The sequence below is a fragment of the Streptosporangium sp. NPDC049046 genome (assembly GCF_040649155.1).
In the GTDB taxonomy this organism is placed as follows: domain Bacteria; phylum Actinomycetota; class Actinomycetes; order Streptosporangiales; family Streptosporangiaceae; genus Streptosporangium.
Genome location: NZ_JBEZEZ010000010.1, coordinates 16,332 through 40,792, shown reverse-complemented (window position 1 = coordinate 40,792; position 24,461 = coordinate 16,332). Strand labels below are relative to the sequence as shown.

The following is a 24,461-nucleotide window of genomic DNA, read 5'->3' as shown; positions in this document are numbered from 1 at the left end:
ACAAGTGTATTTCTCAACAAAAGGGCATTGAGTAGTGCGGGAGGTGCCCATGACTTGACATGATTACCCACATTGCCGGAGTCCATCCCTCTGGCACCGTATGTCCCAGGACTCACATCCGCCCCGCCCCTCCACCACGCTCGCCGAAACACCAGAGGAACCGGTCCATGACCCAACCGCTCCTCGGTCAACGCTCGCGCGTCGAACTGATCGCCGAGCTCTACGACCGCCACGCAGCAGGGCTGTTCGCCTACTCCCACGACCAGTTGGGCGACGCGGACTCGGCTTCCGACGTCCTGGTGGCCGTCCTCTCCGGTGTCTCGGACACGGAACCGCCGCGCGCCGCGCTGTACGCGCTCGCCCGCCGCGAGATCTTCTTGCGCGACATCGTCTACTCGCCCCCCGCCATCGGCCTCGACCCGGCCGCCGCCCTCGTCGACCGCGTCCTGAGCGACCTGCGTACGCACCAGCGTGAGGTGCTGTACCTCTCGGGCGTGTGCGAGATGGACGCCTCCGAGCTGTCCTGGGTGCTCGACGTGGCCGTCGACACCGCCGACGAGCTGACGGTGAGCGCCTGCCGCCGCTTCGCCCAGTCGCTGGGCCGTGCCCTCGCCTCGGCCAAGGTTCCCGAGCACATGACGGAGGTGTTCGGCGCCCTCGCCGTCGCCCCGGTCCGCGACGTCCTCAACCTCGCCCCCTGGGCGACTCCCCCGGCGAGACTGCGCGCCGCCGTGCTCGGGCCGAAGGCGCCACCCGCCGCCTCCGCCGGACGATCGACGTCGCCGCTGTTCAGGCAGCTGTGGCCGACGACGCCCGCGTGGCCGCTGCCGCTCGCGCAGACCGGTCCCCCGATCGGCGCCTCGGACTTCCCCGTGCCGGACCACATGGCGGAGGACCGCTTCCCCGATCCTTTCGCGCCGAGGGATCCCGACGCCGTCTCCACGCACGAGGCCACCACGGAGCCGATGCCCAGGCTCGGTAATGCCGTGCTCACCGCCCTGGACACCGCGGCCCTGCGGCCTCGCCGCCGCCTCCAGCGTCCCCGGCCGCGCCGGGCGGCGCCTCCGGCACCGGTTTCCGGGGACGTGCTGGACGAGCCTCCCACGCGGGGAGATCTCTTCCGCCCGCTCAGCCCCGAGGCACGGGCGGCCCGCGCCCGCACCGACAGGCTCGTCGCCGCCGCCCCCCGCACCGAGACCTCTCCCACCGAGACGCCTCAGGCTCCACACCAGGAAACGTCCCGGGCTCCGCACGCCGAGACCTCCCAGTCCTCGTTCGCCGAGACCTCCCCGGCTCCGCACCCCGAGGCATCCCAGACCCCGCCCCCGGCCCCGGCTCCGCACGCCGAGGTCTCCCGCCCTCCGCTCGGGGCTCCCTACCTCGAGACACCCCAGCTCTCGTTCGCCGAGATCTCCCTGCTCTTTCCCCCGAGGACCCCCCGCGCGCCGTTCAGCAGGAGCGGCAAGAGCACCGAAAGCACCGAGGCGTCTCCGGTACCCTCCGCGGAATCCCTCAGGACTCCTTCCGCCGAGACCCTGCGGGCTCCGTTCGTCGAGTCTCCCCGGCGACCGGAGGCCACGCCGCTCACCGGCTTCCCGCCGCACGGAACCGGCGACGTGCTGGACGACGGTCCCGGCGACGTGCTGGGCGGCCACCTCGGGGACGTGCTGGACGACACGCCTCCCCTGCCCGGCTGGCCCCTGCAGACCGACCAGCTCGACGCCCTCGCCGACCGCGAGCGCCTGTCCTCCGCTTCAGCGCACGCGCGAGAAGCCGATCCATCGTCCGTACGACAAACCGGTACTTCTCCCGCGCGAGGCGCCGATCCCTCTCCCGCGCGCGAGGCCACTCCTTCTTCCGTGTCTCCTGCGCGAGGAGGCGGGCGGCACGCGCTCGCCGGTGACGACGACCGCTCCCACTTCTCGCTCCCCGACTGGACCAGGCGCGCCGAGAGCGCCGAGAGCGCCGAGAGTTCCGTGCCCCCGGCCGGGCGCGCTCAGCCCTCGTTCCCCGCCTGGGCCACGCGGAACGCCGATCCCGTCCGGTCCTCCGCCGTCGACTGGTTCGCGGACGCCGATCCCGCCAAGCCCGCTCCTTCCGACGCCACGACCGCCGCGACCGCCGCGTCCTTCGACGCCCCGACCCCTGAGGCTCCGACCGCCCTGCCCGCCTGGACCCCACGGACCGACCACCTCCGCACCCCCAGCGGTCGCGCCCAGCTGCGCCTGCCCCGCTGGGTCATGCGCGAGAACCAGCAGCCCGACGACGCCCCCCTGCCCTCCGCACCCCCGAACCACGCCCTCACGCCGTACGAGACGGCACGGGCCGACACCGCGCGGGACGACGCGGCGACGACCATGCCGGGGAACGGGTTCGCGGCGATACCTCCGACGCCCTCAACACGCGTGGAGACCGGCGCGGACGAGGCGGCCCCCTCTCTTTCCGACCGGGCCGCGACCCTCGAACGCAGGAACGGCCGGGCACCGCGCAGTCACAAGGCGACGAAGAGCGCGGCCCACCACGACTGGGCCTGGGAAGTGATCGGCTTCGTCATCGCGGTGACGATCGCGATGATCGTCTTCTTCGCGGTACCGATGATGACCACTCCCTGACGTCCTCCCCGCTCTCCCGGCTTTCTCCGATCGTGTGTACGCGTTGACCGCCGTCCTCCGTAGCCAGGAGGGCGGCGGTCAGCGGAGAACGGCGACTCAGACAGGTCGCTCCTCGGCCACCGGCGTCTCGGTGGCGGCGGGGGTTCGAAGGGTGATCGCGGCGACCAGCGCCAGCGTGATGAAGATGACGGCACCGGTCGCGCCGACCGCGTTGAGCCCGCTGGTGAACGCGCCCCGGGCCGCGTCGAGCAGCCCGGGTACGTCTCCGGCGACCGACAGCGCCCCGACCAGGCTCGATGTGGCGGTCTCCACGACCTCGGCGGGTGTGCCGACGGGCAGGTCATCGGCGAGAACGGACCGGTAGACCACGGTCCCGAGGCTGCCGAGCGTCGCGATGCCCATCGCGATGCCGAACTCGGCGCTGGTCTCCGAGACCGACGCGGCCGAGCCGGCCTTCTCCGGCGGTGCGGCGGCGAGCATCAGGTTCATGGTGAGCGCCATCGGGAACGAGATCCCGCCTGAGGCGAGCACCAGCCCGACGACGAGCAGGCCGGAACCGGTGGTGGTGACCTGCGTGACGACGAGCAGCCCGACGCCGGCGAGCGCGAGGCCCAGCGCGGTGACGACGCCCGCCGGCAACTTGCGGGCCAGGGCCGGTGCGACCATCGAGCCGACGACCATGGCGATGTTCTGCGGGATGAGCCACATGCCGGTCGAGAGCGGCGAGAGGCCCGCGACGTTCTGCAGATACAGCGAGGCGAGCAGGGAGAGCCCTGCCATCACGACCCCGCCCAGAAGCATGATCCCCAAGGCCGTGCTGAACGTGCGGTTGGCGAACAGGCCCAGGTCGAGCAGCGGCTCGGCCAGGATCCGCTGGCGGCGGACGAAGAGCACGCCGATCGCGACACCGGCGACGATCGCCGCGAGCGCGGCGGGCTGCCAGCCGTCGCGGGCGAGGGACTTGAGGCCGTAGATGGCGGGCAGGATCGCGGCGAGTGACAGGGCGACGCTGAGGAGGTCGATCGGGTGTTCGGGCCGTTCCGCCTTGAACTCGGGAAGCAGGAACGGGCCCGCGATCAGCAGCAGCACCATGAACGGCACGCCGAGCAGGAAGACCGAGCCCCACCAGAAGTGCTGGAGCAGCAGGCCGCCGACGAGCGGGCCGAGCGTCGCCCCGCCCATGAAGCAGCTGAACCAGACACCGATGGCCATGCCCATCTGCTTGGGGTCGGGGAACATGTTGCGGATCAACGCCATCGTCGAGGGCATGAGCGTGGCACCGGCGATGCCGAGCAGCGCCCGCGCCGCGATCAGTGTCTCGGCGCTGGTGGCGTAGGCCGCCACGATCGAGGCCACCCCGAACGCGGCGGCACCGATCAGCAGCAGCCTGCGCCGGCCGATCCGGTCGCCGAGGGCGCCCATGGTGACGAGGAACCCGGCGATCATGAACGAGTAGATGTCAAGGATCCACAGCTGTTGGGTGGCGTCGGCGTGCAGACCGGCGCCGAGCTGTGGCAGGGCCAGGTAGAGCACGCTGACGTCGAGCGAGATCAGCAGGGTCGGCAGGGCGAGGACGGCGAGGCCGATCCACGGGCGGCTCATAGGAATCTCCATGTCGGGCGGACCGGCTCTGGCACGGCGGCGAACATGCCCCGACGGTACTGGCCGACGATTCACATAGTCAATACAAAAAAATTTGTCGGTGACGGATTCGGCTCGCCACCGTGGTCACCTCGGGCGACGCGATGCCGCGCTCGGCGGCGGGAGCGAGACCGAGAGCCCACGGGGCATTGACTTTGTCGCAAGGTATGACGCACCATGTTGCTACAAAGCTTGCGACAAAGGAGGCGTTATGACCCGTGAACCGTTACCGGACGCCGGCCCGCCGGTGCGTGCGGCCGATCTGCGACTGGCGGGCGAGTGGCTGGCCCGGCACGACCTGGCCGACGCCCGCCCGACCCCGCTGCTGGCCGGCCGGCTGGCGGTCCGCAGACGCGCCGGCCTCGCCGCCAACGTCGTCTTGGCCGTGCTGATCCTCGCGAGCGCGCTCGCCGCGGCCTACGACCGGCTGGCCACCTCCGCCTTCGGCGGCTTCCAGCCGCATCGCCCGCTGCCGCTGCTGGCCCTGACCGTGTTGGTGGCCGGGCTGCTGCTGGCACAGGCGCTGCTCGACTGGTGGGTGCGACGCGTCGACCAGCGGGCGGGCGCGACGCTGTCCCGCAGGGCCGCCCATCTGATCCAGCCCGGCTGGCGGGTCGTGCTCGGCCGGCCGTACGCCGTCTTCGCGGTCACCACGTTCGCCGGTGCGATGGCGCTGGCCGGGAGCGCCCTGGCCGTTCCCGACTCAACCGTGCGGCAGTTGGCCGTCATCGTGCTGATCGGCCTGCTCGGCGTGACTGCCATCACCGTCATGCAGCTGCGCCACCTGCTCAGGCGCCCGGTCGTGGCGGAGGACGAGGAGTCGCTGACCGCCGACGTCATCATGCGCGTCGAGGACGCCCGCGCCGTCACCACGCCGAATGTGCAGTGGTCACTGCCCATAGTGCTGCTGTTCGGCACCGCGCCCGGCTGGTGGAACGCCGCTTCGGCCGCCTACCTGGTCCTGGGCCTGGCCGCGTGCATCGCGCTCCATGCCAGGACGCCGTCGAGCGCGGCGGTGGGCAGGCGGGCCATGAGCGTCCGATGATCGTCATCGATGCGGCCTCGCCGGTACCGCCGTTCGAGCAGCTACGATCCCAGCTCGCCCGGCAGATCCAGGACCGCACGCTGGCCGTGGGCGCCCGGCTGCCGACCATCCGCCACCTCGCGGCCGACCTCGGCCTGGCCGTCAACACGGTCGGCCGGACTTACCGGGAGCTGGAGGAGGCGGGGCTGATCGAGACGCGCGGGCGGGCGGGCTCGTTCGTGTCGGCCGCCGGCGAGGAGGGCCGGGAGCGGGCCCGCCGGGCCGCCGCCGACTACGCGGCTCTGATCGCCAGCGTCGGCATCGACACGGGCGAGGCGATCCGCATCGTCCAGGCGGCTCTGACATCCGGCGCGGCACCGGCCGCGTCATGACGGCGACCCGGCCTCGGGATCACGTCGCCGGCGAAGCGGCCGATCAGACGGCGTCCGAACCAACCGGCCGGAGATGCGCTGGGTGCGGTATTCCGGTGGCACCCCGAGCACTCACGACCCGCGCTCGACGGCCCGGCCGAGCGTTCACCGGCGGCGTGCGGCGGCGCGGCCCAGCACTCACAGGCGACACGCGATGGCGCGGCCCAGCGCTCGGAATCGAGGTACGGCCGCGCGGCCGAGCGCTCACAGCCAGTGTTCGGTGGCGGCGCGCCAGGCCAGCTGGGTGCGCGTCTGCGCGCCGGTGACGTCCAGGATGTTCGAAATGCGCCGCTGCACGGTCCGCTGGCTGACTCCCAGCTGGGTGGCGATCGACGTGTCCGACGCGCCGCCGACCAGCAGCGAGACCAGGTAGAGGTCGTCGGGACCGAGCGGGCAGGGCGTCGTCCCCTCGGTGAGCGCTCCGTCCTCGGCGATCCGCAGCAGGGTCGCCCGTTCCCAGTAGCACTCGAAGAGGGCGATCAGCGCCTCCAGCAGCTGGCCGCCGCGGATCAGTGCCGCCGTCTGCTCGGAGATCCCGTCCCCCTGGACGAGCGGCAGTACGGCGGTCTCGTGGTCGACGATCGTCAGTCGCACCGGCAGCCAGGACATGACCCTGGCCTGCTCGCCCAGCTTCACCCCGTACGCGATGTCGGCCGGCATCCCCTCCTCCGCCAGCAGGGGCTTCTCGTAGATCACCCGGTACTCGACCCCGCGGCGCAGCGCGGCGAACTCGGCGTGGTTCTCCTCCGAGGGCAGCACGGTCTCGTGGTCCCGGCAGAAGTGGAGGACCTCGTGGCGGGCCGTCTCCTGCAGGTGGTCGAGGCACCCCTGGAGCGCGGTGCGGTTCGGCAGGACCTCGACCAGCCGACCGGCGTCGCGGCGGCGGACGCTGTCGCGGTACTCCTCGGAGAGCTGGTCCACCTCGCGCCGCGCCCAGTCGATCGCCTGCTGGTGGCGCAGGAGTTGCGAGCCCAGCACGATGTCGGGGGCCACCGCGGCGAAACGCCGCCTGCCGGGACCGATCGTCCTGATCAGCCCTCTGACCCGCATGGATATCAGTATCGTCTCGACCGTCTGGGCGTCGATGCCCAGGTTCCCTATGAGGTCGGCAATGTCCGCCTCCGCCGTGGCCACCAGGAACCGGTAGACGCGCTCCTCCATTGGATCGAGCCCGAGGGATTCCAACATGACGCACATGATGACATCCGAAACGCCTATAAAAGTTACATCTATTGTCTAACCGGACTTACACCATTGATGTGAATTAACCGGACGCGGGCCATATCGGATTCGGGGCGCATTCTTCCCGCGACAGCGGCGATCAGGTGTCATCGGGTTGTGACAGCGACCTGTCAGGACTAGTATCACGGAAACTCTTAGGAAAGTTTCTTAAGAGAAACTTAAGGCGGGGGCCTAGCAGGCCCCCGGCAACCGTTCGACCCGAACCAAGAGCTGCGCGAACCTCGATGGCGCGGATCGTCATCGCACGGGAGTCCGACCGTCCGGACGTCCCACACCCCCGGTTTCCCCCCACGGGAGCGATCATGCGGCGCACCCCCTCCTTACTCGCCCTGACCGGGCCTGCAAGGTTCTCGGGTGAGCCGCTCGCGCCCCGGTCGCGCGGCGCCTCGAACCTCTGCGGCCCCCACCGCACGAAGGAGTGATCAAGTGTTGAGACAGCGAATCATGGCCGCCCTCGCCGCCCTGGCGGTCACGGGCGTGCTGGCGGTCGCCCTCCCCGCGGCCTCCGCCTCCTCGGCGTCTGCCCCTGCCTGCGTCGCCGCGTGGAAGTCCTCGGCGGTCTACACCGGCGGCATGACCGCCTCCCACAACGGCCGCAACTGGTCGGCGAAGTGGTGGACCCAGAACGAGACCCCCGGCAGCGCCGACGTGTGGGCCGACCAGGGCGCCTGCGGCGGTGGCGGCACGACGCCTCCCCCCTCGGGCAACTGCAACCACCCGAACTGGGTCGCGGGCACCTGGTACGCCGCCGGGAGCATCGTCAAATACACCAACGGCCAGTTCTACCGCGCCAAGAACGAGAACCCCGGCTACGACCCGGTGATCAGCACCTGGTACTGGGAGCCGTACACCTGCGGCACGACGCCCACCACCCCTCCCACGAACCCGCCCACCTCGGGCTTCGTCGTGAGCCAGGCCCAGTTCAACCAGATGTTCCCGAACCGGAACTCGTTCTACACCTACAGCGGCCTCACCGCGGCGCTGAGCGCCTACCCGGGCTTCGCGAAGACCGGCAGTGACACCGTCAGGAAGCAGGAGGCCGCCGCCTTCCTCGCCAACGCCAGCCACGAGACCGGCGGCCTGGTCCACATCGTCGAGCAGAACACCGCCAACTACTCGCACTACTGCGACACGAGCCGGTCGTACGGCTGCCCCGCGGGACAGTCGGCCTACTACGGGCGCGGCCCGATCCAGCTGAGCTGGAACTTCAACTACAAGGCGGCGGGCGACGCGCTCGGCATCAACCTGCTCGGCAACCCGTACCTGGTGCAGAACGACGCGTCGGTGGCCTGGAAGACCGCCCTGTGGTACTGGAACACTCAGAGCGGTCCCGGCACGATGACGCCGCACAACGCGATGGTCAACGGCCGCGGCTTCGGCGAGACGATCCGCAGCATCAACGGCAGCCTGGAGTGCAACGGCAGAAACCCGGCGCAGGTGCAGAGCCGGATCAGCACCTACCAGCGCTTCGTGCAGATCCTCGGCACCACCCCCGGTGGCAACCTGAGCTGCTGAATCCCCCGACTCCCGAGCCGCCGAACGAACCGAACAGCCGGTTCCCCGACGGCCCGGCCCCGAACGAACCGAACACCGGTTCTCCGACGGCCACCGCGCGCCCTGTCTCCGACCGGGCGCGCGGTTTCCGGGAAACGTCCCGCCGAGCGTGCGAACCCGTGAGGCGGTGGCTGCACGCGTACGATCCACGCGCGTGACACGAAGGGCGCGGCCCACCGGCCGCGCCCTTCTCGTCCTCTCCCCGACCCGCCTCACACGGTGATGACGACCTTGCCTTTCGGCTGGCCGCCCCGGAGATACCGGATGGCCTCGGGAAGCTCGCCCAGCGGGTACGTCCGGTCGACGACCGGCGTGACCTTGCCCTCCTCGACGGCCTTCCCCAGGAACCGGAGGTCCTCCTCACTCTCCTGCAGCATCAGCGCGCACAGCTTCTGCCCCACGAACGGCGAGAGCAGCATCGCCCGGAGCTGGCGGTCGGTGCCCTGCAGCCACCGCCCCTTCCTCTCGCCGCCGACGATGACGAGCGTTCCCCGAGGGGTGAGTGCGCGGCGCAGGTGGGACAGCGAGCGGTTGCCCCCCGTGTCGAGGATGAGGTCGTAGCGGCGTCTCCCGTCCGCGAAGTCCTCACGGGTGTAGTCGACGACCTCGTCCGCGCCGATCGACCGGACCAGTTCCGTCTTCGCCGTGCCGCACACCCCGGTGACGTCGGCGCCGAACGCCTTGGCCAACTGCACCGCGAACGTCCCGACGCCGCCGCCCGCGCCGATGACCAGCACCTTCGACCCCGGCTTCACCTCTCCTCCGCCGCGAAGCCCCTGCAGGGCCGTGTAGGCGGAGCCGGGGGTCGCCGCGGCCTGCTCGAAGGTGATGTTCGCGGGTTTGGGAACCAGCCTGTCCTGCCTGGCGCACGCGTACTCGGCGAAGGCGCCCTCGCAGGTGCCGAACACCTCGTCACCGACCCCGAACCGGGTCACGCCCTCGCCGACCGCCTCGACGCGGCCGGCGACGTCCATGCCGAGGAGGCGGTTCTTCGGCCTGAGCAGCCCGAAGCCCGCGGCGCGGACGACGTAGGGCAGGCCCGTCGTGACGTGCCAGACGCCGTGGTCGAGGCCGGCCGCGTGGACGCGTACGAGCACCTCGCCCTCCCCCGCGACCGGCCGGTCGACGTCGCCGAGTCGCAGCAGGTCGGTCGAGCAGTAGGCGTCTCTGGCCATGGCCTTCATCGTCTTCATGGTCTTCATCGTTTTACGTCCCCTTCGGCGAGTCGGTGTCCGGATACTGGAAGACCTCGTCGAGCGGGACGCCGAACACACGGGCGATCCTGAAGGCCATCTCCAGCGAGGGCGAGTAGCGCCCCTGTTCTATGGCGATCACGGTCTGACGGGTCACGCCGACGCGTTCCGCCAGCTCCGCCTGCGTCATCTCCCCGGTGGCGAACCGCAGGGAGCGGATCGCGTTGGTGATCTTGGTGGGCTTGACCATGCTCAGAACCCCCGGCGGTACGCGACGATCTTCACGACCGACGAGGAGAGGGCCGAGAGGACGAACGCCAGGTAGAGCGCGTGGGCGATCCAGAAGTGCTCGAACTCCGCCATCGTCAGGCCGAGGGCCCCCACGACGCCGACGGCGAGGACGTAGAACTCGGCCCGCATGCCGTGCCGATGGATGTCGTCGTCGCGCTCGTCCTTCTCCACCTCACCGCGCGGGGCGGTCCCGGCGAACATGTTGCCGACCATGTTCGCGACCATCGCGGCGCCGATGGCCGTGATCATCGGCCACACGTAGTCGACCTCGGCGACACCGACCTCCCGGACCCTCCCGAGGATGATCGTGGCGTAGACCGCGAGCACGCCGATCGCGACCACGGCGTAGACCCACACGCGTTTCTCTTCCGTTGACATGCCCGCTCCCCATGTAAAACAAAGTAGACATGATGAAACGTAAAACAGAGCAGACATGATGTCAAGAATTATTAACTTCCCGTTGGTCGGAGGACCCCCGACCTCTCCACAGAGCCTCAGGTCACCCCGACGACAGGACGAGCCCGCTCGTCGGCACCCCCGTGCCCGCGGTGACCAGCACGTTCCGCACCCCGGCGACCTGGTTGGCCGAGGTGCCCCTGATCTGCCTGACGGCCTCGGCGATCCCGTTCATGCCATGGATGTACGCCTCACCGAGCTGGCCGCCGTGTGGGTTGACCGGGAGGTGTCCGTCGATCTCGATACCGCCCCCGGCCACGTAGTCGCGGGCCTCGCCGCGCCCGCAGAAGCCCAGCTCCTCCAGCTGGGTGAGGACGAACGGGGTGAAGTGGTCGTACAGGATCGCCGTCTGCACGTCCGAGGGCCCGAGCCCCGACTGCTTCCAGAGCTGACGACCGACCACCCCCATCTCCGGCAGGCCGGTCATGTCGTCGCGGTAGTAGCTGGTCATCATCATCTGGTCGGCGCCGGAACCCTGGGCGGCGGCGGTGATCACGGCGGGTGCCTCGCGCAGGTCCCTCGCCCGCTCGGCGGAGGTGACCACCAGCGCCACCGCGCCGTCGCTCTCCTGACAGCAGTCGAGCAGGTGCAGCGGCTCCACGATCCACTTGGACGCCTGGTGCTCCTCCAGGGTGATCGGGCGGCCGTGGAACCACGCGGCGGGATTGGTGGAGGCGTGCCTGCGCATCGCGACCGCCACCCGGCCGAAGTCCTCTGAGGTGGCGCCGTAGGTGTGCATGTAGCGTCGGGCGAACATCGCGACCCAGGCCGCGGGGGTCATCAGCCCGTACGGCACGTGCCAGCTCATCTCCAGGCCCTGCGACGAAGGCTCACCGGCGACGCGGGCGTCGGGCTGGCCGTACCTGTTCCCCGAGCGCTCGTTGAACGCCCGGTAGCAGACCACGGTCTCGGCGACCCCGGTGGCGACGGCCATCGCCGCGTGCAGCACGGTCCCGCACGCCGCGCCGCCGCCGTAGTGGACGCGGGAGAAGAACGACAGGTCGCCGATGCCCACCTCGCGGGCCACGGCGATCTCCTGGTTGGCGTCCTGGGTGTAGGTGACGAGGCCGTCCACGTCCGAGGGCGCGAGGCCCGCGTCGTCGAGCGCCGCGAACACCGCCTCGGCGGCGAGCTGGAGCTCGGACCTGCCTGACCGCTTGGAGAACTCGGTCGCGCCGATCCCGGCGACGGCCGTACTCCCTGAGAAGGAGACCACGGTGGTGAGGGCCTTTCTGTGTTTTCGCCGTTCCCTGCCGTTCTCGCCGTTTTCCGCCGTTCCGACCGCTTACGCCGCTCCCGGCCGTTTCCATCGTTTCGGTTGTTCTCGCCTCCCGGTCTCCGCCCTCGGCAGCCGCCGGGGCGCGGTCAGCGGGCGGGGAGGACGAACCTGACGGTGCCCGAGACGTGGGCGCCGAGGCTGACCCCGCCCCGGACCTCGACGGTGAACTCGCCGTCCTCGCAGGCGACCACGCTGCCGGTGAAGGACAGCCGGTCGCCCGCGTACGCGGGGACGCCGAGCTTGACGTTGATGCCGCGGATGATGGCCTCGGGTCCCGCCCAGTCGGTGACGTAGCGCTCGACGAGACCCATCGTGGTCAGGATGTTGAGGAAGATGTCCTTCGATCCCTGCGCCCGCGCGACCTCGACGTCGTGGTGAACGGGGGTGAAGTCCATGGTCGCGAGTGCGGTCGACACGACCACGGTGGGGCTCAGGTCGATCGCGAGCTCGGGAAGCGGAGCTCCGACCCGCACCTCGTCGTCGGTAAGTGTCCGCATCACGCCTCCTGGGGGACCCACATGGGCAGGATCAGCTCGTCGTCCATCCGGCGGTACGTCAGGCGCACCGGCATACCGATACCCACCCGCGAAGCGGCGCAGTCCACCACGTTGCCCACGATCCGCACGCCTTCCGGTAGTTCCACCACGGCGACCACGAAAGGCGTACGAAGCCCCGGGACCTGCGGGTTGTGGTGGACGACGTAGCTGTAGACCTCCCCCTCGCCGCTCGCCGTCACGAACGTGCGGGCGGTCGAACGGCACGAGGGGCAGACCGGCCCCGGCGGGTGGCGGAGCTCGCCGCAGTCGGCGCACTTCTGGATCCGCAGCTCGCCGGCGGCGACACCCTCCCAGAAGAAGGCGGTGTCGGCGTTGACCGCGGGTCTCAGCGGATACGGCGGCCGGGGGGACACGTCCTCCCGTGTCTCCGGCATGTCCTTCGTGAGCACGTCTCTCGCGAGCGCCTCCTCGGCGGGCACGTTCTTGGGCGCGTCCTGCACGGGCACGTCTCTCGCGAGCGCGTCCTCGGCGGACATGTTCGCGGGCATGTCCTTCGTGAGCACGTCTCTCGCGAGCGTGTCCTCGGCGGGCACGTTCGCGGGCGTGTCCTTCGCGGGTCGGATCCGAGTGGGCGGGGCCTCGGAGGTGCCGTTCTCCGTGGGCGCGGATCCGTTCCCGCTCGGTGCGGCTTCGTTCTCGCCGGTGGTGTGCGTGTTCTCGTCCGGCCCTTCGGCACGTTGCCAGGGCCGGAACTTCAGCACCCGGAACAGCATGTCGGCCACGGCCTCGCCGTCGGCGTACCAGGTGATGTTCCAGGTGACGAAGTAGCCCTTGCCGAGCGCCGTCCGCTTCGGGCCGGTGATGCCGGTCAACCGGGTGGCCGGGACCAGAAACTCGCCGAGCCGCACGTAGCGGTGGTAGGTCTGCTCGCAGTTGGTGGCGACCACCCCGGTGTAGCCGTTCTCGTCCAGCATCGCGAGAACCGCGTCGATCGGGGTACCCGCCCGCTTCCTCCTGTTCCCGGCCACGCCGGGCATCGTCCAGACCTGGATCATCGCCGGTGGGGCCACGATCCCCCCGTGCACTCCCGCCGCGGCGGCCTCGGGGTCGGTGTAGAGCGGATTGGTGTCGCCGATGGCGTCGGTCCAGTGCCGGATCATCGGGAGGTTCACCGGGTCCGCCTCCGCGACACCGAGCACCTCCCCCTCGGCGATCTGCCGCTCCGCCAGGGCGGTGAGCCGTTCGTGCAGGGTGGCGGACTGCCCCCCGGTCTCCGGACCCGTCGCGAACACCGAACTTGTCGCGGACACCGGTCCTGTTGGGGCAGGCTCGGGCGCCGGGAGTGCCGGAGCCGTCGCGGCCGTCGGGACGGGCTGGGGCGTCGGGGCGGGCTCGGGTGCCGGGGGCCCCGGCGGTGTCCCGGTCATCGGGGCGGCCTCGGCAGGCTCAGGCCGAGCATCGCGATGAGCTCGCGCTGGACCTCGTTGACGCCGCCGCCGAAGGTGAGCACGAGCGCGCCCTTCGCGCCGCGGTCCACGCGTCTCATCAGGTCCGCCGTCTCCGGGTCGGACGGGTCACCGAAGCGCGCCAGGACCTCGCCGACGATCCTGCCGACGTCCTGCAGCCGCTCCGAGCCGTACACCTTGGTGGCCGAGGCGTCGGGGGCGCCCAGCCAGCCGAGGTCCATGTTGGCCGCGACCTGCCAGTTCAGCAGCTCGTTGGTCCTGAAGTAGGCGTAGACCTGGCCGAGCGCCCTGCGTACCGCGGGTTCCTCGATCGTGCCGGTACGGCGGGCCCAGGCGAGGAACCGGTCGTAGGTGTGGGCGATGTTGCCCGCGGGGCCGAGCGTGACCCGCTCGTGGTTGAGCTGGTTGACGATCAGGTCCCAGCCCTTGTTCTCCTCCCCCACGACCATGTCCACCGGCACCCGCACGTCGGAGTAGTAGGTGGAGTTGGTGTGGTGGTTCCCGTCCATCGTGACGATCGGGGTCCACGAGTAGCCGGGATCGGCGCAGTCGACGATCATCATCGTGATCCCACGGTGCTTCTTCGCGTCCGGGTCGGTACGGGCGGCGAGCCAGATGTAGTGGGAGTAGTGGCCGCCCGAGGTGAAGATCTTCTGCCCGTTCACGACGTAGTGGTCGCCGTCGCGGACCGCGGCGGTGCGCAGCGAGGCGAGGTCGGTGCCCGCCCCCGGCTCGCTGTAGCCGATCGCGAAGTGACACTCTCCCGCCAGGATGCGCGGCAGGAAGAACTCCTTCTGCGCCGCCGTCCCGTACTGCATCAGGGTCGGACCGACGGTCTGCACGGTGATGATCGGGTACGGCACCTCGGCGCGGGCGATCTCGTTCGCGAAGATCTGCTGCTCCAGCGGGCCGTATCCGCCGCCGCCGTACTCCTTGGGCCAGCCGAGTCCGAGCTTGCCGTCGCGGCCGAGGGCGCGGCAGTGCTCCATGTAGGCGTGGCCGAACGGGTCGGCGGAGATCCGCGCTCGTTCCTCCGCGCTGAGGCACGACCGGAAGTACTCGCGCAGTTCGTCGCGGAGCCTCTTCTGGTCGGGGGTGAGGTCGATCAGCATCAGACGAGCGCTCCGATCGTGTCGAGCCGGGCCTCCACCCCGCCCAGCAGGTGGGCGTGGTGCTTGCCCCAGGCGAAGTAGCGGTGCAGCGGATAGGTCACGTCCACCCCGATGCCGCCGTGCAGGTGCTGGCAGGTGTAGAGCGCCCGCAGCGCCTGGTCGGTCACGGTGAGGGCGCCGACGGCCAGGTCCGTCTCGGCCTCCTCGTCCGCCCCCTCGGCGAGCCGCCACGCCCCGGACCACACGGCCACGTCCAGCGCCCGCCCCGCGATGTAGACGTCGGCGATCTGCACGGTGACCGCCTGGAACTCGGCCAGCGCCCGGCCGAACTGCTTGCGCGTCCTGATGTACTCGGTGGTGAGCGCGAGCGCGCCGGCCAGCACCCCGGAGGTGACGGCGATGTTCCCGGCCAGCGCGAGTCTTCGCAGGCCGGCGGACGCCGCACCGTCCCGCGCCCCGACGGGCTCACCGGGGGTGCCCTCCAGGACTAGCGTGGCGGCGGGCTCGCCGGTGGAGGTCGGCACCGGCCGCAGGTCCGCCTCGGCGGGATCGACCAGGAACAGGCCGACCCCGGTGGCGGTGGCGGCGGGGACGAGGATCCTCGCGGCCTGGGCGGCGTACGGCGTCGTGCCCTTGGCGCCGTCCAGCACCCATCCGGCGCCGTCCTCGCGGGCGGTCGTGAGCGGCGGGGCACCGAGGTCGCCGAAGGCACGCCCCGGCTCGGAGGGGGCGACGGCCAGGGAGATCTCGCCGGCGACCAGCGGGGCGAGTGCCTGGCGCTGCTCCCCGGAGCCGTACCTGGTGATCACCTGCGCCGCGACCAGGCTCTGCTCGGCGGGGACCGGGGCCACGTGGGCGCCGATCTCCCGCAGGACGACCGCCATCTCCACCGGCCCGAGCCCCGCGCCTCCGGCCTCCTCCGGCAGGCAGGCGCCGAGCAGTCCCGCCTGGGCGAGGGAGCGCCAGAGTGCGGCGTCGTAGGGCGCGTCCCCCTTCTCATGGGCTTCGAGCCTGGCCGGGGTCACCTCCTTGCCGAGGAGGTCGACCGCGAGTCCGCGCAGGTCGGTCTGTGTCTCGTCGAGATTGAAGTCCACTGGCGCTCCAGGGTCTCTGTCGGCCGCGTCACCCTTCCGGAAAGTAGAACAGATTCTATTCTGTGTCCATAGTCGGCCTATGGCAACAAGTCACCGCATAACCGCCGCACCGCATATGCCATGTAAGCGCGGGCCATCTTTGTGACCGGCGAGTAACCCATCGGAGTATCCCTAAATCAGATAACGTGTTCTCATGCCCAGCCCGCATGTGACCACCGACACACCGGTCACCCCGCGCCGGACCGGCAGGCACGCCCCGAGCGGCGCCGATCCGGCCGTCACCGAGGGGGCACCCGGCATGCAGAGTGAGTCGGCACCCACGAGCGTCCGCACCAGGAGCCAGCACCAGCGGCGCAAGCGCATCGTCCAGGCGGCCGCCGCCCTCGCCTCACGAGGTGGCGTCGAGGCGATGCAGATGCGGACCGTCGCCGAGCGCGCCGGGGTAGCGCTCGGAACGCTCTACCGATACTTCCCCTCCAAGATGGATCTCGTCGTCGCCGTCGTCGGCGAGGAGATCGACCTGCTGGAGACCAGCATCGAGCGTCGCCCGCCCAGCGCCACGACGGCCTCAGGGCGGGCCGTCGACGTGCTGATGCGCGCCACTCGGGGCCTGATGCGCGAGCCGGAGCTCGCCGACGCGCTCATCCGCTCGCTGATCATGGCCGATGTCGACATACCGTTCGGCGACCGGATGGCGGGGTTGCTGCTCCGCGTCGCCGGAGCCGACCTCACCGCCGAGACCGCCACCGAGGAGCAGTTCGCCCTCGCGGGCTCACTGTCCAGCGTCTGGGTGCACGAACTCATGGAGATGCTCAGGGGCCGGCGCACGTACGAGCAGATCCAGCGCCGCATCGAGATCGCCGCCGGACGCCTGTTCGCCGACTTCCAGCCCTCCGCCTCCGGCTGAGAGGCGTTCCGTGAGAAACCCCACCCCGCCTTCCACCTGAAATTAGAACCCGTTACAGTCGCTACCGAAGGCGACTAGAGCGACGTTCTGGAGTGACGCGCGGGCGGGCGGATCGGCGGGGACGGCCGTCCGGTGCGCGCGAGCTCCCGGCCGGATGGCGAGGAGATCGTTATGGGTGCGGTGATCGTCGAGGCAGTGAGAACCCCGATCGGCAGGCGCAACGGATGGCTCGCCGGGCTGAAGCCGCAGGCGGTCCTCGCCGCCGCGCTCACCGGTCTGATCGGCAGGTCGGGCATCGACCCCGCCGCCGTGGAACAGGTTTTCGCCGGGTGCGTCACGCAGGCGGGAGAGCAGGGCGGCCACGTCGGACGGCACTCCTGGCTCTACGCCGGGCTGCCCTACCAGACGGGGGTGACCACGATCGACGCGCAGTGCGGCTCCTCGCAGCAGGCGGTGCACCTGGTCGCGGCGCTCATCCAGGCCGGGGTGATCGACGTCGGCGTGGCCTGCGGCGTCGAGGTGATGAGCCGGGCTCCGCTCGGTTCCAACGTGCTGCCCGCCGACCCCCGGCCCGACGACTGGGACCTCGACCTGCCCGACCAGTTCACCGCCGCGGAGCGGATCGCGCGGCGGCGCGGGCTCACCCGCGAGTCGCTCGACCGGTTCGGCGCCAGGTCCCAGCGCCTCGCCGCGGAGGCGTGGGCCCAGGGCCGCTTCGACCGGGAGGTCGTCGCGGTGACCGCGCCGGTCCTCGACCGTGAAGGTGCGCCCACCGGCGAGACCCGTGTCGTCGACAGGGACCAGGGGTTGCGCGAGACCACCGTCGAAGGGCTCGCCGGGCTCAGGCCCGTCATGGGCGAGGGCGGCCTGCACACGGCGGGCACCTCCTCGCAGATCTCCGACGGCGCGGCGGCGGTGCTGCTGATGAGCGAGGAGGCCGCCGCCCGGCACGGCCTGCGGCCCCGGGCCCGCGTCCTCGCCCAGGCGCTCGTCGGCTCCGAGCCGTACTACCACCTGGACGGACCGGTGGACGCGACCGCCAAGGTCCTGTCCTCGACCGGGATGAGCACGGCCGACATCGATAGGTTCGAGGTGAACGAGGCTTTCGCCTCGGTGGTCTTATCCTGGTCATCGGTGCACAAGCCAGACATGGAACGGGTCAATGTCAACGGCGGCGCCATCGCGCTCGGCCATCCGGTCGGAGCGACCGGTTCCCGACTGATCACCACCGCCCTGCACGAGCTTGAGCGGTCCGACTCCTCGACCGCGCTGGTGGCGATGTGCGCGGGCGGGGCGCTCGCGACCGCGACCATCCTGGAGCGCCTCTGAGCGGCGCCGATACCCTGAGGCGTCTCGCGTGGCGCCGGCCACCCGAGGCGCACCTGAGGCGCCGCCGACCCGAGACGCCCCGCGTGGCGCCGGTGAGGAGCACCACCGTTGACCCCCCGCAGGTCGTACAAGGAGCACCAGCGTTGAAATCCCTCCGCAGGCCGTACAGCGAACAGCGTCCGTTCGACACCGGGGGCGGGGTGTGGAGCGTGCCCGTCCCGATCCCCGGCAACCCGCTCGGCTACACGCTGGTCTACGCGATCGAGTCCCCGGCGGGCCCCGTCCTGGTCGACGCGGGCTGGAACGCCCCCGAGGCGTGGCTGGCGCTGCGCGACGGGCTGGGGGCGGTCGGCATCGACGTCCGCGACGTGCGCGGGGTGGTCGTGACCCATTTCCACCCCGACCACGCCGGGCTGGCCGGCCAGGTGAGGGAGGAGTCCGGTGCGTGGATCGCGATGCACGAGGCCGACGCCGCGTTGATCGACTTTATGCGGCGGTTCGAGGGCGACGCGCAGCGCGACTTCCAGGCCGACATGCTGCGCCGGGCGGGAGCGGGAGCCGTCGAGGTGGAGGAGGTGAGGGGGAACCGGCCGCGGCCGCCCGCGCTCCCCGACCGCGTTCTCACCGACGGCGACCTGATCGACCTGCCGGGGCGCAGGCTCCGGACGATCTGGACGCCCGGTCACACTCCCGGCCACATCTGCCTGCACCTGGAGGACGCCGACCGGATCTTCACCGGGGACCACGTGCTGCCGGCGATCACGCCGCACATCGGGATCTACCCGTACGACCGTGCGGACGTGGATCCGCTCAGCGACTTCCTGGAGTCGCTGGAGAAGGTGAAAGGGATGGGACAGCTCGAGGCCCTGCCAGCCCATGAATGGATATTTCAGGACACGGCGGCTCGGGCGACGGAGATCCACATCCACCACGAGGAGAAGCTCCGACGGCTCGCCGCCCTGCTCGCCGAGGAGAAGGAGCCCCTGACCATCTGGGAGATCGCCGAACGCATGACCTGGAACCGCCCCTGGAAGGACTTCCCCGCCGTACTGCGCGGGATGGCCGCCGGCGAGGCCGCGGCCCACCTGCGCACGCTGGAGGTACGCGGAATCGTCCGCCGCGTGACGGGGGTGGATCCGGTGCGGTTCGCCATACACTCATAGACATCGGATGTCTGGCGCGACCTGAGGACGGTGCGGAGTGGCGGTCACCGACGCCGCTATCGACAAGATCAAAGAAATGATCCTGTCTGGCGATCTCGCCCCGGGCAGCAAACTGCCCAAGGAGTCCGACCTCGCCGATCGGCTCGGCCTGTCACGCAACTCCCTGCGCGAGGCCGTCAGGGCCCTGGCCCTGATCAAGGTGCTGGACGTGCGTCAGGGCGACGGCACGTACGTGACCAGCCTGGAGCCCAGGCTCCTGCTCGACGCGATGTCGTTCGTGGTCGACTTCCACCAGGACGACACCGTGCTGCAGTTCTTCCAGGTGCGGCGGATCCTGGAGCCCGCGGCGACCGCGATGGCGGCGGAGCACATGTCCGAGTCCGACGTCACCGAGCTGCGCAAGATCCTCGACGGGCTGCCTCCCAATCCGAGCGTCGAGCAGATGGTGTCCAACGACCTGGAGTTCCACCAGCGCATCGCGGCGGGCTCCGGCAACACGGTGCTGTGCTCCCTCATCGAGAGTCTCTCCGGCCCCACCACCAAGGCCAGGATCTGGCGGGGCCTCACCCAGGAGAACGCCCAGGAGAAAACCCTGGAGCAGCACGCCGCGATCTGCGACGCCATCGCCGCCCGCCAGCCCGAGGTGGCGCGGGCCTGGGCCACGGTCCACATCGCCGGGGTCGAGGAGTGGCTCCGCAAGACCCTCACCTGACGATCCCCGCGGCCGTCTCGCGCGCTTCGGTGGTCCCCATCCGCACCGGTACAGGTCGACCGGGACCGGCAGAGCAGGCGAAGCACGACAAACGCCCGACCCGGACAAGCACGAGCACGAACAGGCGCCGGACTCAGGCGAGTGCCTCGCGGTTGCGCCGCAGGAAATCGCGCTCGGCCTCGTTGTGGGTGAGGGCGATCGCCGCCTCGTAGGCCCGCGCCGCCTCGGTGGTGCGGCCCAGACGCCTGAGCAGGTCGGCGCGGACGGCGTGGAACAGGTGGTAGTCATCGAGGTCGAGGTCCTCGACCAGGGTGAGCGCCGCCTGCGGCCCGTCGACCTCGGCCACCGCGACGGCGCGGTTGAGTGCCACGACCGGGTTGGGGACGAGGGCCAGGAGCCGGTCGTACAGCGCCAGGATCTGCCACCAGTCGGTGAGGGCCGCGTTCGGCGCGTCGCTGTGCACGGCGTTGATCGCGGCCTGGATCTGGTAGGGGCCCGGCCGGTCGCGCCGCAGGCAGCGGCGCACGATGGCCTGGCCCTCGGTGATCAGGTCGCGATCCCATCGGCTCCGGTCCTGGTCCGCCAGCAGCACCAGGTCGCCGTCCGGCGTGGTGCGGGCGGCCCGGCGGGACTCGACGAGCAGCATGAGCCCGAGCAGCCCCATGACCTCGGGTTCGTCGGGCATGAGCTCGGCCAGAAGCCTTCCCAGCCGGACGGCCTCCGCGCAGAGCTCGTCGCGGACCAGCCGCTCGCCCGAGCTCGCCGTGTGCCCCTCGTTGAAGATGAGGTAGATCACGGCCAGGACGGACCTGAGCCGGTCCGGGAGATCGGCCTCGGCCGGGACCCGGTACGGGATCCCCGCGGCGCGGATCTTGTTCTTCGCCCGGACGATCCGCTGGGCCATGGTCGCCTCGGGGACCAGGAAGGACCGGGCGATCTCGGCGGTGGTGAGCCCGCCCAGCAGCCTCAGCGTCAGCGCGACCCTGGCGTTGGCCGAGAGCGCGGGATGACAGCAGGTGAAGATCAGGCGGAGCCGGTCGTCGCGCACCGCGCCCTCCTCCCATGACTCGTCACCGGCGTACAGCAGGGCCGCCTGGGCATGGCGGTCCTGGCGGGTCGCCTCCCGCCGGAACCGGTCGATCGCCCTGTTGCGGGCGGTCGTGATGATCCACCCCGCCGGGTTCGGCGGCAGGCCGGTGGAGGGCCACAGCCGTACCGCCACGGTGAAGGCGTCCTGGACCGCCTCCTCGGCGAGGTCGATGTCACCGAGGAGGCGGACCAGGACCGCGACCGCGCGCCCGTACTCCGCGCGGAACACCCGGTCGATCTCCGAGGCGGGAACGCCCTCCATCCTGGACGTCAGCCCGCCTCACCCTGGAACGGCCGCACCTCGACGGGGAGAAGGCCGATCGCCAGGGCGAGCCTGCGTCCCCATTCGAGCGCCTCGTCGAGGTCCGGCGCCCTGATGACGGTGAACCCGCCGAGGTGTTCCTTGCCCTCGGTGTACGGGCCGTCGGTCATGAGCGTGTCACCGTCCTTGACGCGGATCACGGTCGCCGTGTCCGGGGGGTGCAGTCCACCGGAGAAGACCCACACGCCGGCGGCCCGCATCTCCTCTTCCAGTGCGCCCAGGTTTCTTACGATCGGTTCCAGCACCTCGGGCGCGGGAACGCCTCCGTCGGGCTGATAGATGCTGAGCAGATACTGTTTCATCGCGCCTCCTGGGCCGGTGCGGCACCATCGCCGCCTTCCTACCCTTCACACGAACGGCGTCCGACGAAATCGACACCGGGCGCGACGGTCCCGCGAAATTCAACGGAGACCGGGCGGCTCAGGAGATGAGGCCCTCGGCGGTGAGGTCGGTCCAGAGGGCTTCCGGGACAGGTCTGGCGGCCAGTTCCGCGTTGCGGACGACCTCGGCGGCGGAGCGGGCGCCGATCACGACGCTCGCGACGGCCGGGTGGCGCAGGGGGAAGGCGAGGGCCGCCTGGGGGAGGGTGACGTCGTGGCGTTCGCAGACGGCGGCGATGCGGCGGGCGCGCTCCAGGAGCGGTCCGGAGGCGGGGGCGTAGTCGTAGGTGCCCGACGGGTCGTGGGTGGCGAGCAGTCCGCTGTTGAAGACCCCGGCGGCGAGCACCGAGACGCCGCGCTCGGCGCACAGGGGCAGCAACTCCTCCTCCCCCGACCGGTCAAGGAGGGTGTAGCGCCCGGCGAGCATGACCGTGTCGACGCCGGTCTCGCGGACGAACGCGGCGAGCATCCCCGTCTGGTTCATGCCGACCCCGACGGACTTCACGACGCCCTGGTCGCGCAGTTCGGCGAGGACCGGGTACGCCTCGGAGACGGCCTGCTCCCAGTGGTCGTCCGGGTCGTGGATCAGGGCGATGTCGACCGCGTCGAGGCCGAGCCGCTCCAGGCTCTCCTCCAGCGACCGCAGGATCCCGTCGCGGGAGAAGTCCCACACCCGGCGCATGTCCGCGGGGACGTCGAAGCCCTGGTCGTCCCGGCCGAAGGGGCCTTCGCCGGCGGCGGGCACGAGCAGACGTCCGACCTTGGTGGACAGGGTGTAGGAGTCGCGGGGCCTTTCCGCCAGGGCGGCGCCGAGTCGTCGTTCCGACAGGCCGAGCCCGTAGTGGGGCGCGGTGTCGAACAGGCGGACCCCCGCCTCGTAGGCCGCGTCCACCGCCGCGCGCGCCACGTCCTCACCGACCGCCGAGAACAGGTTCCCGATCGGCGCCGCGCCGAAGCCGTACCTGCTAACCCGCACCGCCTGCTCCGTTCCGTTTCTGCGATCCCGCCGGAATCCCTGTCACGACTTCGGCCGGAGCCTGAGCCCCTGCATCCCGCCGTCCACGGCCAGGATCGTGCCGGTGGTGGCCGAGGCGAGCGGGCTCGCGAGGTAGGCGATCGCGGCGGCGACCTCCGGGGCGCTCACCAGGCGGCCCATCGGCTGGCGGGCCTCCAGCGCCGCCCGCTCGGCCTCCGGGTCCTGCGCCGCGTCCAGCAGGCGCTGCACCCAGGGGGTGTCGGCGGTGCCCGGGTTGACGCAGTTGACCCGGATGCCCTCGCGCACGTGGTCGGCCGCCATCGCCAGCGTCAACGACTGGATCGCCCCCTTGGACGCGCTGTAGAGCGCCCGCTGGGGCAGTCCCGCCGTCGCCGCGATCGAGCAGGTGTTGACGATCACGGCGTGCTCCGAGCGGCGCAGGTGCGGCAGGCTCGCCCGGGTGACCCGGACGATGCCCAGGACGTTAACGTCCATCACCCTGGCCCACTCCTCGTAGGGGTTGTCCTCGATCGTCCCTGCGGCGCCGATCCCGGCGTTGTTCACCAGGATGTCCAGGCCACCGAGCCGCTCGACGGCCTCGGCGACGGCCGCACGGACCGCCTCCTCGTCGGTGACGTCGGCCCTCACCTCGACGAACGGGCCACCGGAGGCGTTGATGTCGAGGGAGGCCACCCTCGCCCCGCGTTCGGCCAGCAGGGTGGCGGTGGCCAGCCCGATGCCGGATCCGCCGCCGGTGACCAGGGCGCGCATGCCGTCGAACTCACCCATTGAGAGACCTCCGTACCGTTTCGTCGCTCACGCCTGTCCCATGGTCTGCCGCTGGCGCCCGAGTCCGTCGATCTCCAGCTCCACGACCTGCCCCGCGCGCAGGTACGGCGTGCCGGGCAGGCCGAGCGCGACACCCGCCGGGGTGCCGGTGTTGATCAGGTCACCGGGTTCGAGGACCATGAACCGGCTGAGGTAGCGGATCACCTCCGCCACGGTGAAGATCATGTTCTTGGTGTCGCCGTTCTGGAACCGCTCCCCGTCCACCCACAGGCGCAGGCCAAGGGCCTGCGGGTCGGGGATCTCGTCGGGGGTGACCAGCCAGGGACCGAGCGGGTTGAAGGTCTCGCAGGACTTGCCCTTGTCCCACTGGCCGCCGCGCTCCAGCTGGAACTCGCGCTCGGAGACGTCGTTGGAGATGGTGTAGCCCGCGACCTTGGACAGCGCCTCCTCGTGTGTCTCGACGTAGCGGGCCGTCTCGCCGATGACGACGGCCAGCTCGACCTCCCAGTCGGTCTTCACGCTGTCCCTGGGGATGAGCACCTCGTCGTCGGGCCCGACGATCGTGTTGGGCGCCTTCATGAAGACGATCGGCTCGGCCGGGGTGGCGGCGTTCGTCTCCGTCGCGTGGTCGATGTAGTTGAGGCCGATGCACACGATCTTCCCGGGCCGCGCGATCGGGGCGCCGATCCGCAGTCCTTCGGCGTCCAGCACGGGAAGATCGTCCCGCTCCAGTGCCTCGCGGACCCGAGCCACGCCTCCCGAAGCGAAGAAAGCCCCGTCGATCTCGGTTTCCGAGATTGCACGGAGGTTACCGGCCTCGTCCAGGACGGCCGGGCGCTCCTGGCCCACGGGTCCCACTCGCAGTAGCTTCACGCCGTACCCTTCACTGATACATCGGATGT

At 70.8% G+C, this 24,461-nt stretch carries 23 protein-coding genes; 8 read left to right on the top strand and 15 right to left on the bottom strand.

Annotation, left to right across the window (positions count from 1 at the left end):
* Positions 1-167: 167 nt before the first annotated feature.
* Positions 168-2,612, top strand: a complete 2,445-nt coding sequence (locus AB0B96_RS16010) for a hypothetical protein (RefSeq protein WP_362899267.1) — start codon at positions 168-170, stop codon at positions 2,610-2,612.
* Positions 2,613-2,708: 96 nt separating this feature from the next.
* Here the strand turns inward: AB0B96_RS16010 and AB0B96_RS16005 are convergent, their stop codons facing one another.
* Positions 2,709-4,214, bottom strand: a complete 1,506-nt coding sequence (locus tag AB0B96_RS16005; RefSeq protein WP_362899265.1) for an MFS transporter — start codon at positions 4,212-4,214, stop codon at positions 2,709-2,711.
* A 250-nt stretch (positions 4,215-4,464) separates the two neighbouring features.
* Here AB0B96_RS16005 and AB0B96_RS16000 point away from each other — a divergent pair, with 250 nt between their 5' ends.
* Both AB0B96_RS16000 and AB0B96_RS15995 read left to right on the top strand, forming a co-directional pair.
* Positions 4,465-5,298 (top strand): hypothetical protein, encoded by an 834-nt coding sequence (locus AB0B96_RS16000; protein ID WP_362899263.1) that lies wholly within the window; start codon positions 4,465-4,467, stop codon positions 5,296-5,298.
* Entirely contained in the window at positions 5,295-5,669 is a 375-nt protein-coding gene (locus AB0B96_RS15995) for a GntR family transcriptional regulator (RefSeq protein ID WP_362899261.1), read from the top strand. Before AB0B96_RS16000 ends, AB0B96_RS15995 begins: the two co-directional genes overlap by 4 nt.
* 243 nt (positions 5,670-5,912) lie before the next feature.
* Here AB0B96_RS15995 and AB0B96_RS15990 read toward each other — a convergent pair whose 3' ends face one another.
* A complete protein-coding gene (locus AB0B96_RS15990) occupies positions 5,913-6,896 on the bottom strand; it encodes a helix-turn-helix domain-containing protein (RefSeq protein ID WP_362899259.1) in 984 nt (327 codons plus the stop codon).
* Between the two features lie 480 nt (positions 6,897-7,376).
* Between AB0B96_RS15990 and AB0B96_RS15985 the strand changes: the two genes are divergently transcribed.
* Positions 7,377-8,465: a glycoside hydrolase family 19 protein gene (locus tag AB0B96_RS15985; RefSeq protein WP_362899257.1), complete on the top strand. Its 1,089-nt coding sequence runs from the start codon at positions 7,377-7,379 to the stop codon at positions 8,463-8,465.
* A 251-nt stretch (positions 8,466-8,716) separates the two neighbouring features.
* Here AB0B96_RS15985 and AB0B96_RS15980 read toward each other — a convergent pair whose 3' ends face one another.
* From AB0B96_RS15980 to AB0B96_RS15945, 8 genes are all read right to left on the bottom strand, one after another.
* A complete protein-coding gene (locus AB0B96_RS15980) occupies positions 8,717-9,697 on the bottom strand; it encodes an NAD(P)-dependent alcohol dehydrogenase (RefSeq protein ID WP_362899255.1) in 981 nt (326 codons plus the stop codon).
* Positions 9,698-9,710: 13 nt separating this feature from the next.
* Entirely contained in the window at positions 9,711-9,947 is a 237-nt protein-coding gene (locus AB0B96_RS15975; RefSeq protein WP_350950230.1) for a helix-turn-helix transcriptional regulator, read from the bottom strand.
* Positions 9,948-9,949: 2 nt separating this feature from the next.
* Positions 9,950-10,366 (bottom strand): hypothetical protein, encoded by a 417-nt coding sequence (locus AB0B96_RS15970; RefSeq protein ID WP_362899253.1) that lies wholly within the window; start codon positions 10,364-10,366, stop codon positions 9,950-9,952.
* Positions 10,367-10,487: 121 nt separating this feature from the next.
* Complete coding sequence (locus AB0B96_RS15965; protein WP_362899251.1) at positions 10,488-11,660, bottom strand: lipid-transfer protein; 1,173 nt, start codon at positions 11,658-11,660, stop codon at positions 10,488-10,490.
* Between the two features lie 149 nt (positions 11,661-11,809).
* Positions 11,810-12,220: a MaoC/PaaZ C-terminal domain-containing protein gene (locus AB0B96_RS15960; protein ID WP_362899248.1), complete on the bottom strand. Its 411-nt coding sequence runs from the start codon at positions 12,218-12,220 to the stop codon at positions 11,810-11,812.
* On the bottom strand, positions 12,220-13,530 hold the full coding sequence (locus AB0B96_RS15955) for a bifunctional MaoC family dehydratase N-terminal/OB-fold nucleic acid binding domain-containing protein (RefSeq protein ID WP_362899246.1): 1,311 nt from the start codon (positions 13,528-13,530) through the stop codon (positions 12,220-12,222). Before AB0B96_RS15955 ends, AB0B96_RS15960 begins: the two co-directional genes overlap by 1 nt.
* 113 nt (positions 13,531-13,643) lie before the next feature.
* Positions 13,644-14,798 carry an acyl-CoA dehydrogenase family protein gene (locus AB0B96_RS15950; RefSeq protein WP_362899244.1) on the bottom strand — a complete coding sequence of 385 codons (1,155 nt, stop codon included), beginning with the start codon at positions 14,796-14,798 and terminating at the stop codon, positions 13,644-13,646.
* Entirely contained in the window at positions 14,798-15,892 is a 1,095-nt protein-coding gene (locus AB0B96_RS15945) for an acyl-CoA dehydrogenase family protein (protein WP_362899242.1), read from the bottom strand. Before AB0B96_RS15945 ends, AB0B96_RS15950 begins: the two co-directional genes overlap by 1 nt.
* Positions 15,893-16,190: 298 nt before the next feature.
* Here AB0B96_RS15945 and AB0B96_RS15940 point away from each other — a divergent pair, with 298 nt between their 5' ends.
* The 4 genes from AB0B96_RS15940 (at position 16,191) to AB0B96_RS15925 (ending at position 20,003) form a co-directional block, all read left to right on the top strand.
* On the top strand, positions 16,191-16,799 hold the full coding sequence (locus AB0B96_RS15940; RefSeq protein WP_362508246.1) for a TetR family transcriptional regulator: 609 nt from the start codon (positions 16,191-16,193) through the stop codon (positions 16,797-16,799).
* Between the two features lie 171 nt (positions 16,800-16,970).
* Positions 16,971-18,128 (top strand): steroid 3-ketoacyl-CoA thiolase, encoded by a 1,158-nt coding sequence (locus AB0B96_RS15935; protein ID WP_362899239.1) that lies wholly within the window; start codon positions 16,971-16,973, stop codon positions 18,126-18,128.
* A gap of 143 nt (positions 18,129-18,271) precedes the next feature.
* On the top strand, positions 18,272-19,291 hold the full coding sequence (locus tag AB0B96_RS15930) for an MBL fold metallo-hydrolase (protein WP_362899237.1): 1,020 nt from the start codon (positions 18,272-18,274) through the stop codon (positions 19,289-19,291).
* 37 nt (positions 19,292-19,328) lie between these two features.
* Complete coding sequence (locus AB0B96_RS15925) at positions 19,329-20,003, top strand: FadR/GntR family transcriptional regulator (protein WP_350950239.1); 675 nt, start codon at positions 19,329-19,331, stop codon at positions 20,001-20,003.
* Positions 20,004-20,136: 133 nt separating this feature from the next.
* Here AB0B96_RS15925 and AB0B96_RS15920 read toward each other — a convergent pair whose 3' ends face one another.
* The 5 genes from AB0B96_RS15920 to AB0B96_RS15900 form a co-directional block, all read right to left on the bottom strand.
* Positions 20,137-21,354, bottom strand: coding sequence for an RNA polymerase sigma factor (locus tag AB0B96_RS15920; RefSeq protein ID WP_362899235.1), 1,218 nt, complete (start codon positions 21,352-21,354; stop codon positions 20,137-20,139).
* 8 nt (positions 21,355-21,362) lie between these two features.
* Positions 21,363-21,716 carry a YciI family protein gene (locus AB0B96_RS15915; RefSeq protein ID WP_350950241.1) on the bottom strand — a complete coding sequence of 118 codons (354 nt, stop codon included), beginning with the start codon at positions 21,714-21,716 and terminating at the stop codon, positions 21,363-21,365.
* Between the two features lie 118 nt (positions 21,717-21,834).
* Positions 21,835-22,770 (bottom strand): aldo/keto reductase, encoded by a 936-nt coding sequence (locus AB0B96_RS15910; protein WP_362899232.1) that lies wholly within the window; start codon positions 22,768-22,770, stop codon positions 21,835-21,837.
* Between the two features lie 42 nt (positions 22,771-22,812).
* Entirely contained in the window at positions 22,813-23,559 is a 747-nt protein-coding gene (locus AB0B96_RS15905) for an SDR family oxidoreductase (RefSeq protein WP_362899230.1), read from the bottom strand.
* Positions 23,560-23,586: 27 nt separating this feature from the next.
* Positions 23,587-24,432 carry a fumarylacetoacetate hydrolase family protein gene (locus AB0B96_RS15900; protein WP_362899228.1) on the bottom strand — a complete coding sequence of 282 codons (846 nt, stop codon included), beginning with the start codon at positions 24,430-24,432 and terminating at the stop codon, positions 23,587-23,589.
* Positions 24,433-24,461: the final 29 nt, after the last annotated feature.

Bases quoted from the DNA above. Each gene is read 5' to 3' on its own strand.
- AB0B96_RS16010 (WP_362899267.1), top strand. From the start codon at position 168: ATGACCCAACCGCTCCTCGGTCAACGCTCGCGCGTCGAACTGATCGCC.
- AB0B96_RS16005 (WP_362899265.1), bottom strand. From the start codon at position 4,214: ATGAGCCGCCCGTGGATCGGCCTCGCCGTCCTCGCCCTGCCGACCCTG.
- AB0B96_RS16000 (WP_362899263.1), top strand. From the start codon at position 4,465: ATGACCCGTGAACCGTTACCGGACGCCGGCCCGCCGGTGCGTGCGGCC.
- AB0B96_RS15995 (WP_362899261.1), top strand. From the start codon at position 5,295: ATGATCGTCATCGATGCGGCCTCGCCGGTACCGCCGTTCGAGCAGCTA.
- AB0B96_RS15990 (WP_362899259.1), bottom strand. From the start codon at position 6,896: ATGTTGGAATCCCTCGGGCTCGATCCAATGGAGGAGCGCGTCTACCGG.
- AB0B96_RS15980 (WP_362899255.1), bottom strand. From the start codon at position 9,697: ATGAAGACGATGAAGGCCATGGCCAGAGACGCCTACTGCTCGACCGAC.
- AB0B96_RS15975 (WP_350950230.1), bottom strand. From the start codon at position 9,947: ATGGTCAAGCCCACCAAGATCACCAACGCGATCCGCTCCCTGCGGTTC.
- AB0B96_RS15970 (WP_362899253.1), bottom strand. From the start codon at position 10,366: ATGTCAACGGAAGAGAAACGCGTGTGGGTCTACGCCGTGGTCGCGATC.
- AB0B96_RS15960 (WP_362899248.1), bottom strand. From the start codon at position 12,220: ATGCGGACACTTACCGACGACGAGGTGCGGGTCGGAGCTCCGCTTCCC.
- AB0B96_RS15950 (WP_362899244.1), bottom strand. From the start codon at position 14,798: ATGCTGATCGACCTCACCCCCGACCAGAAGAGGCTCCGCGACGAACTG.
- AB0B96_RS15940 (WP_362508246.1), top strand. From the start codon at position 16,191: ATGCAGAGTGAGTCGGCACCCACGAGCGTCCGCACCAGGAGCCAGCAC.
- AB0B96_RS15935 (WP_362899239.1), top strand. From the start codon at position 16,971: ATGGGTGCGGTGATCGTCGAGGCAGTGAGAACCCCGATCGGCAGGCGC.
- AB0B96_RS15920 (WP_362899235.1), bottom strand. From the start codon at position 21,354: ATGGAGGGCGTTCCCGCCTCGGAGATCGACCGGGTGTTCCGCGCGGAG.
- AB0B96_RS15915 (WP_350950241.1), bottom strand. From the start codon at position 21,716: ATGAAACAGTATCTGCTCAGCATCTATCAGCCCGACGGAGGCGTTCCC.
- AB0B96_RS15905 (WP_362899230.1), bottom strand. From the start codon at position 23,559: ATGGGTGAGTTCGACGGCATGCGCGCCCTGGTCACCGGCGGCGGATCC.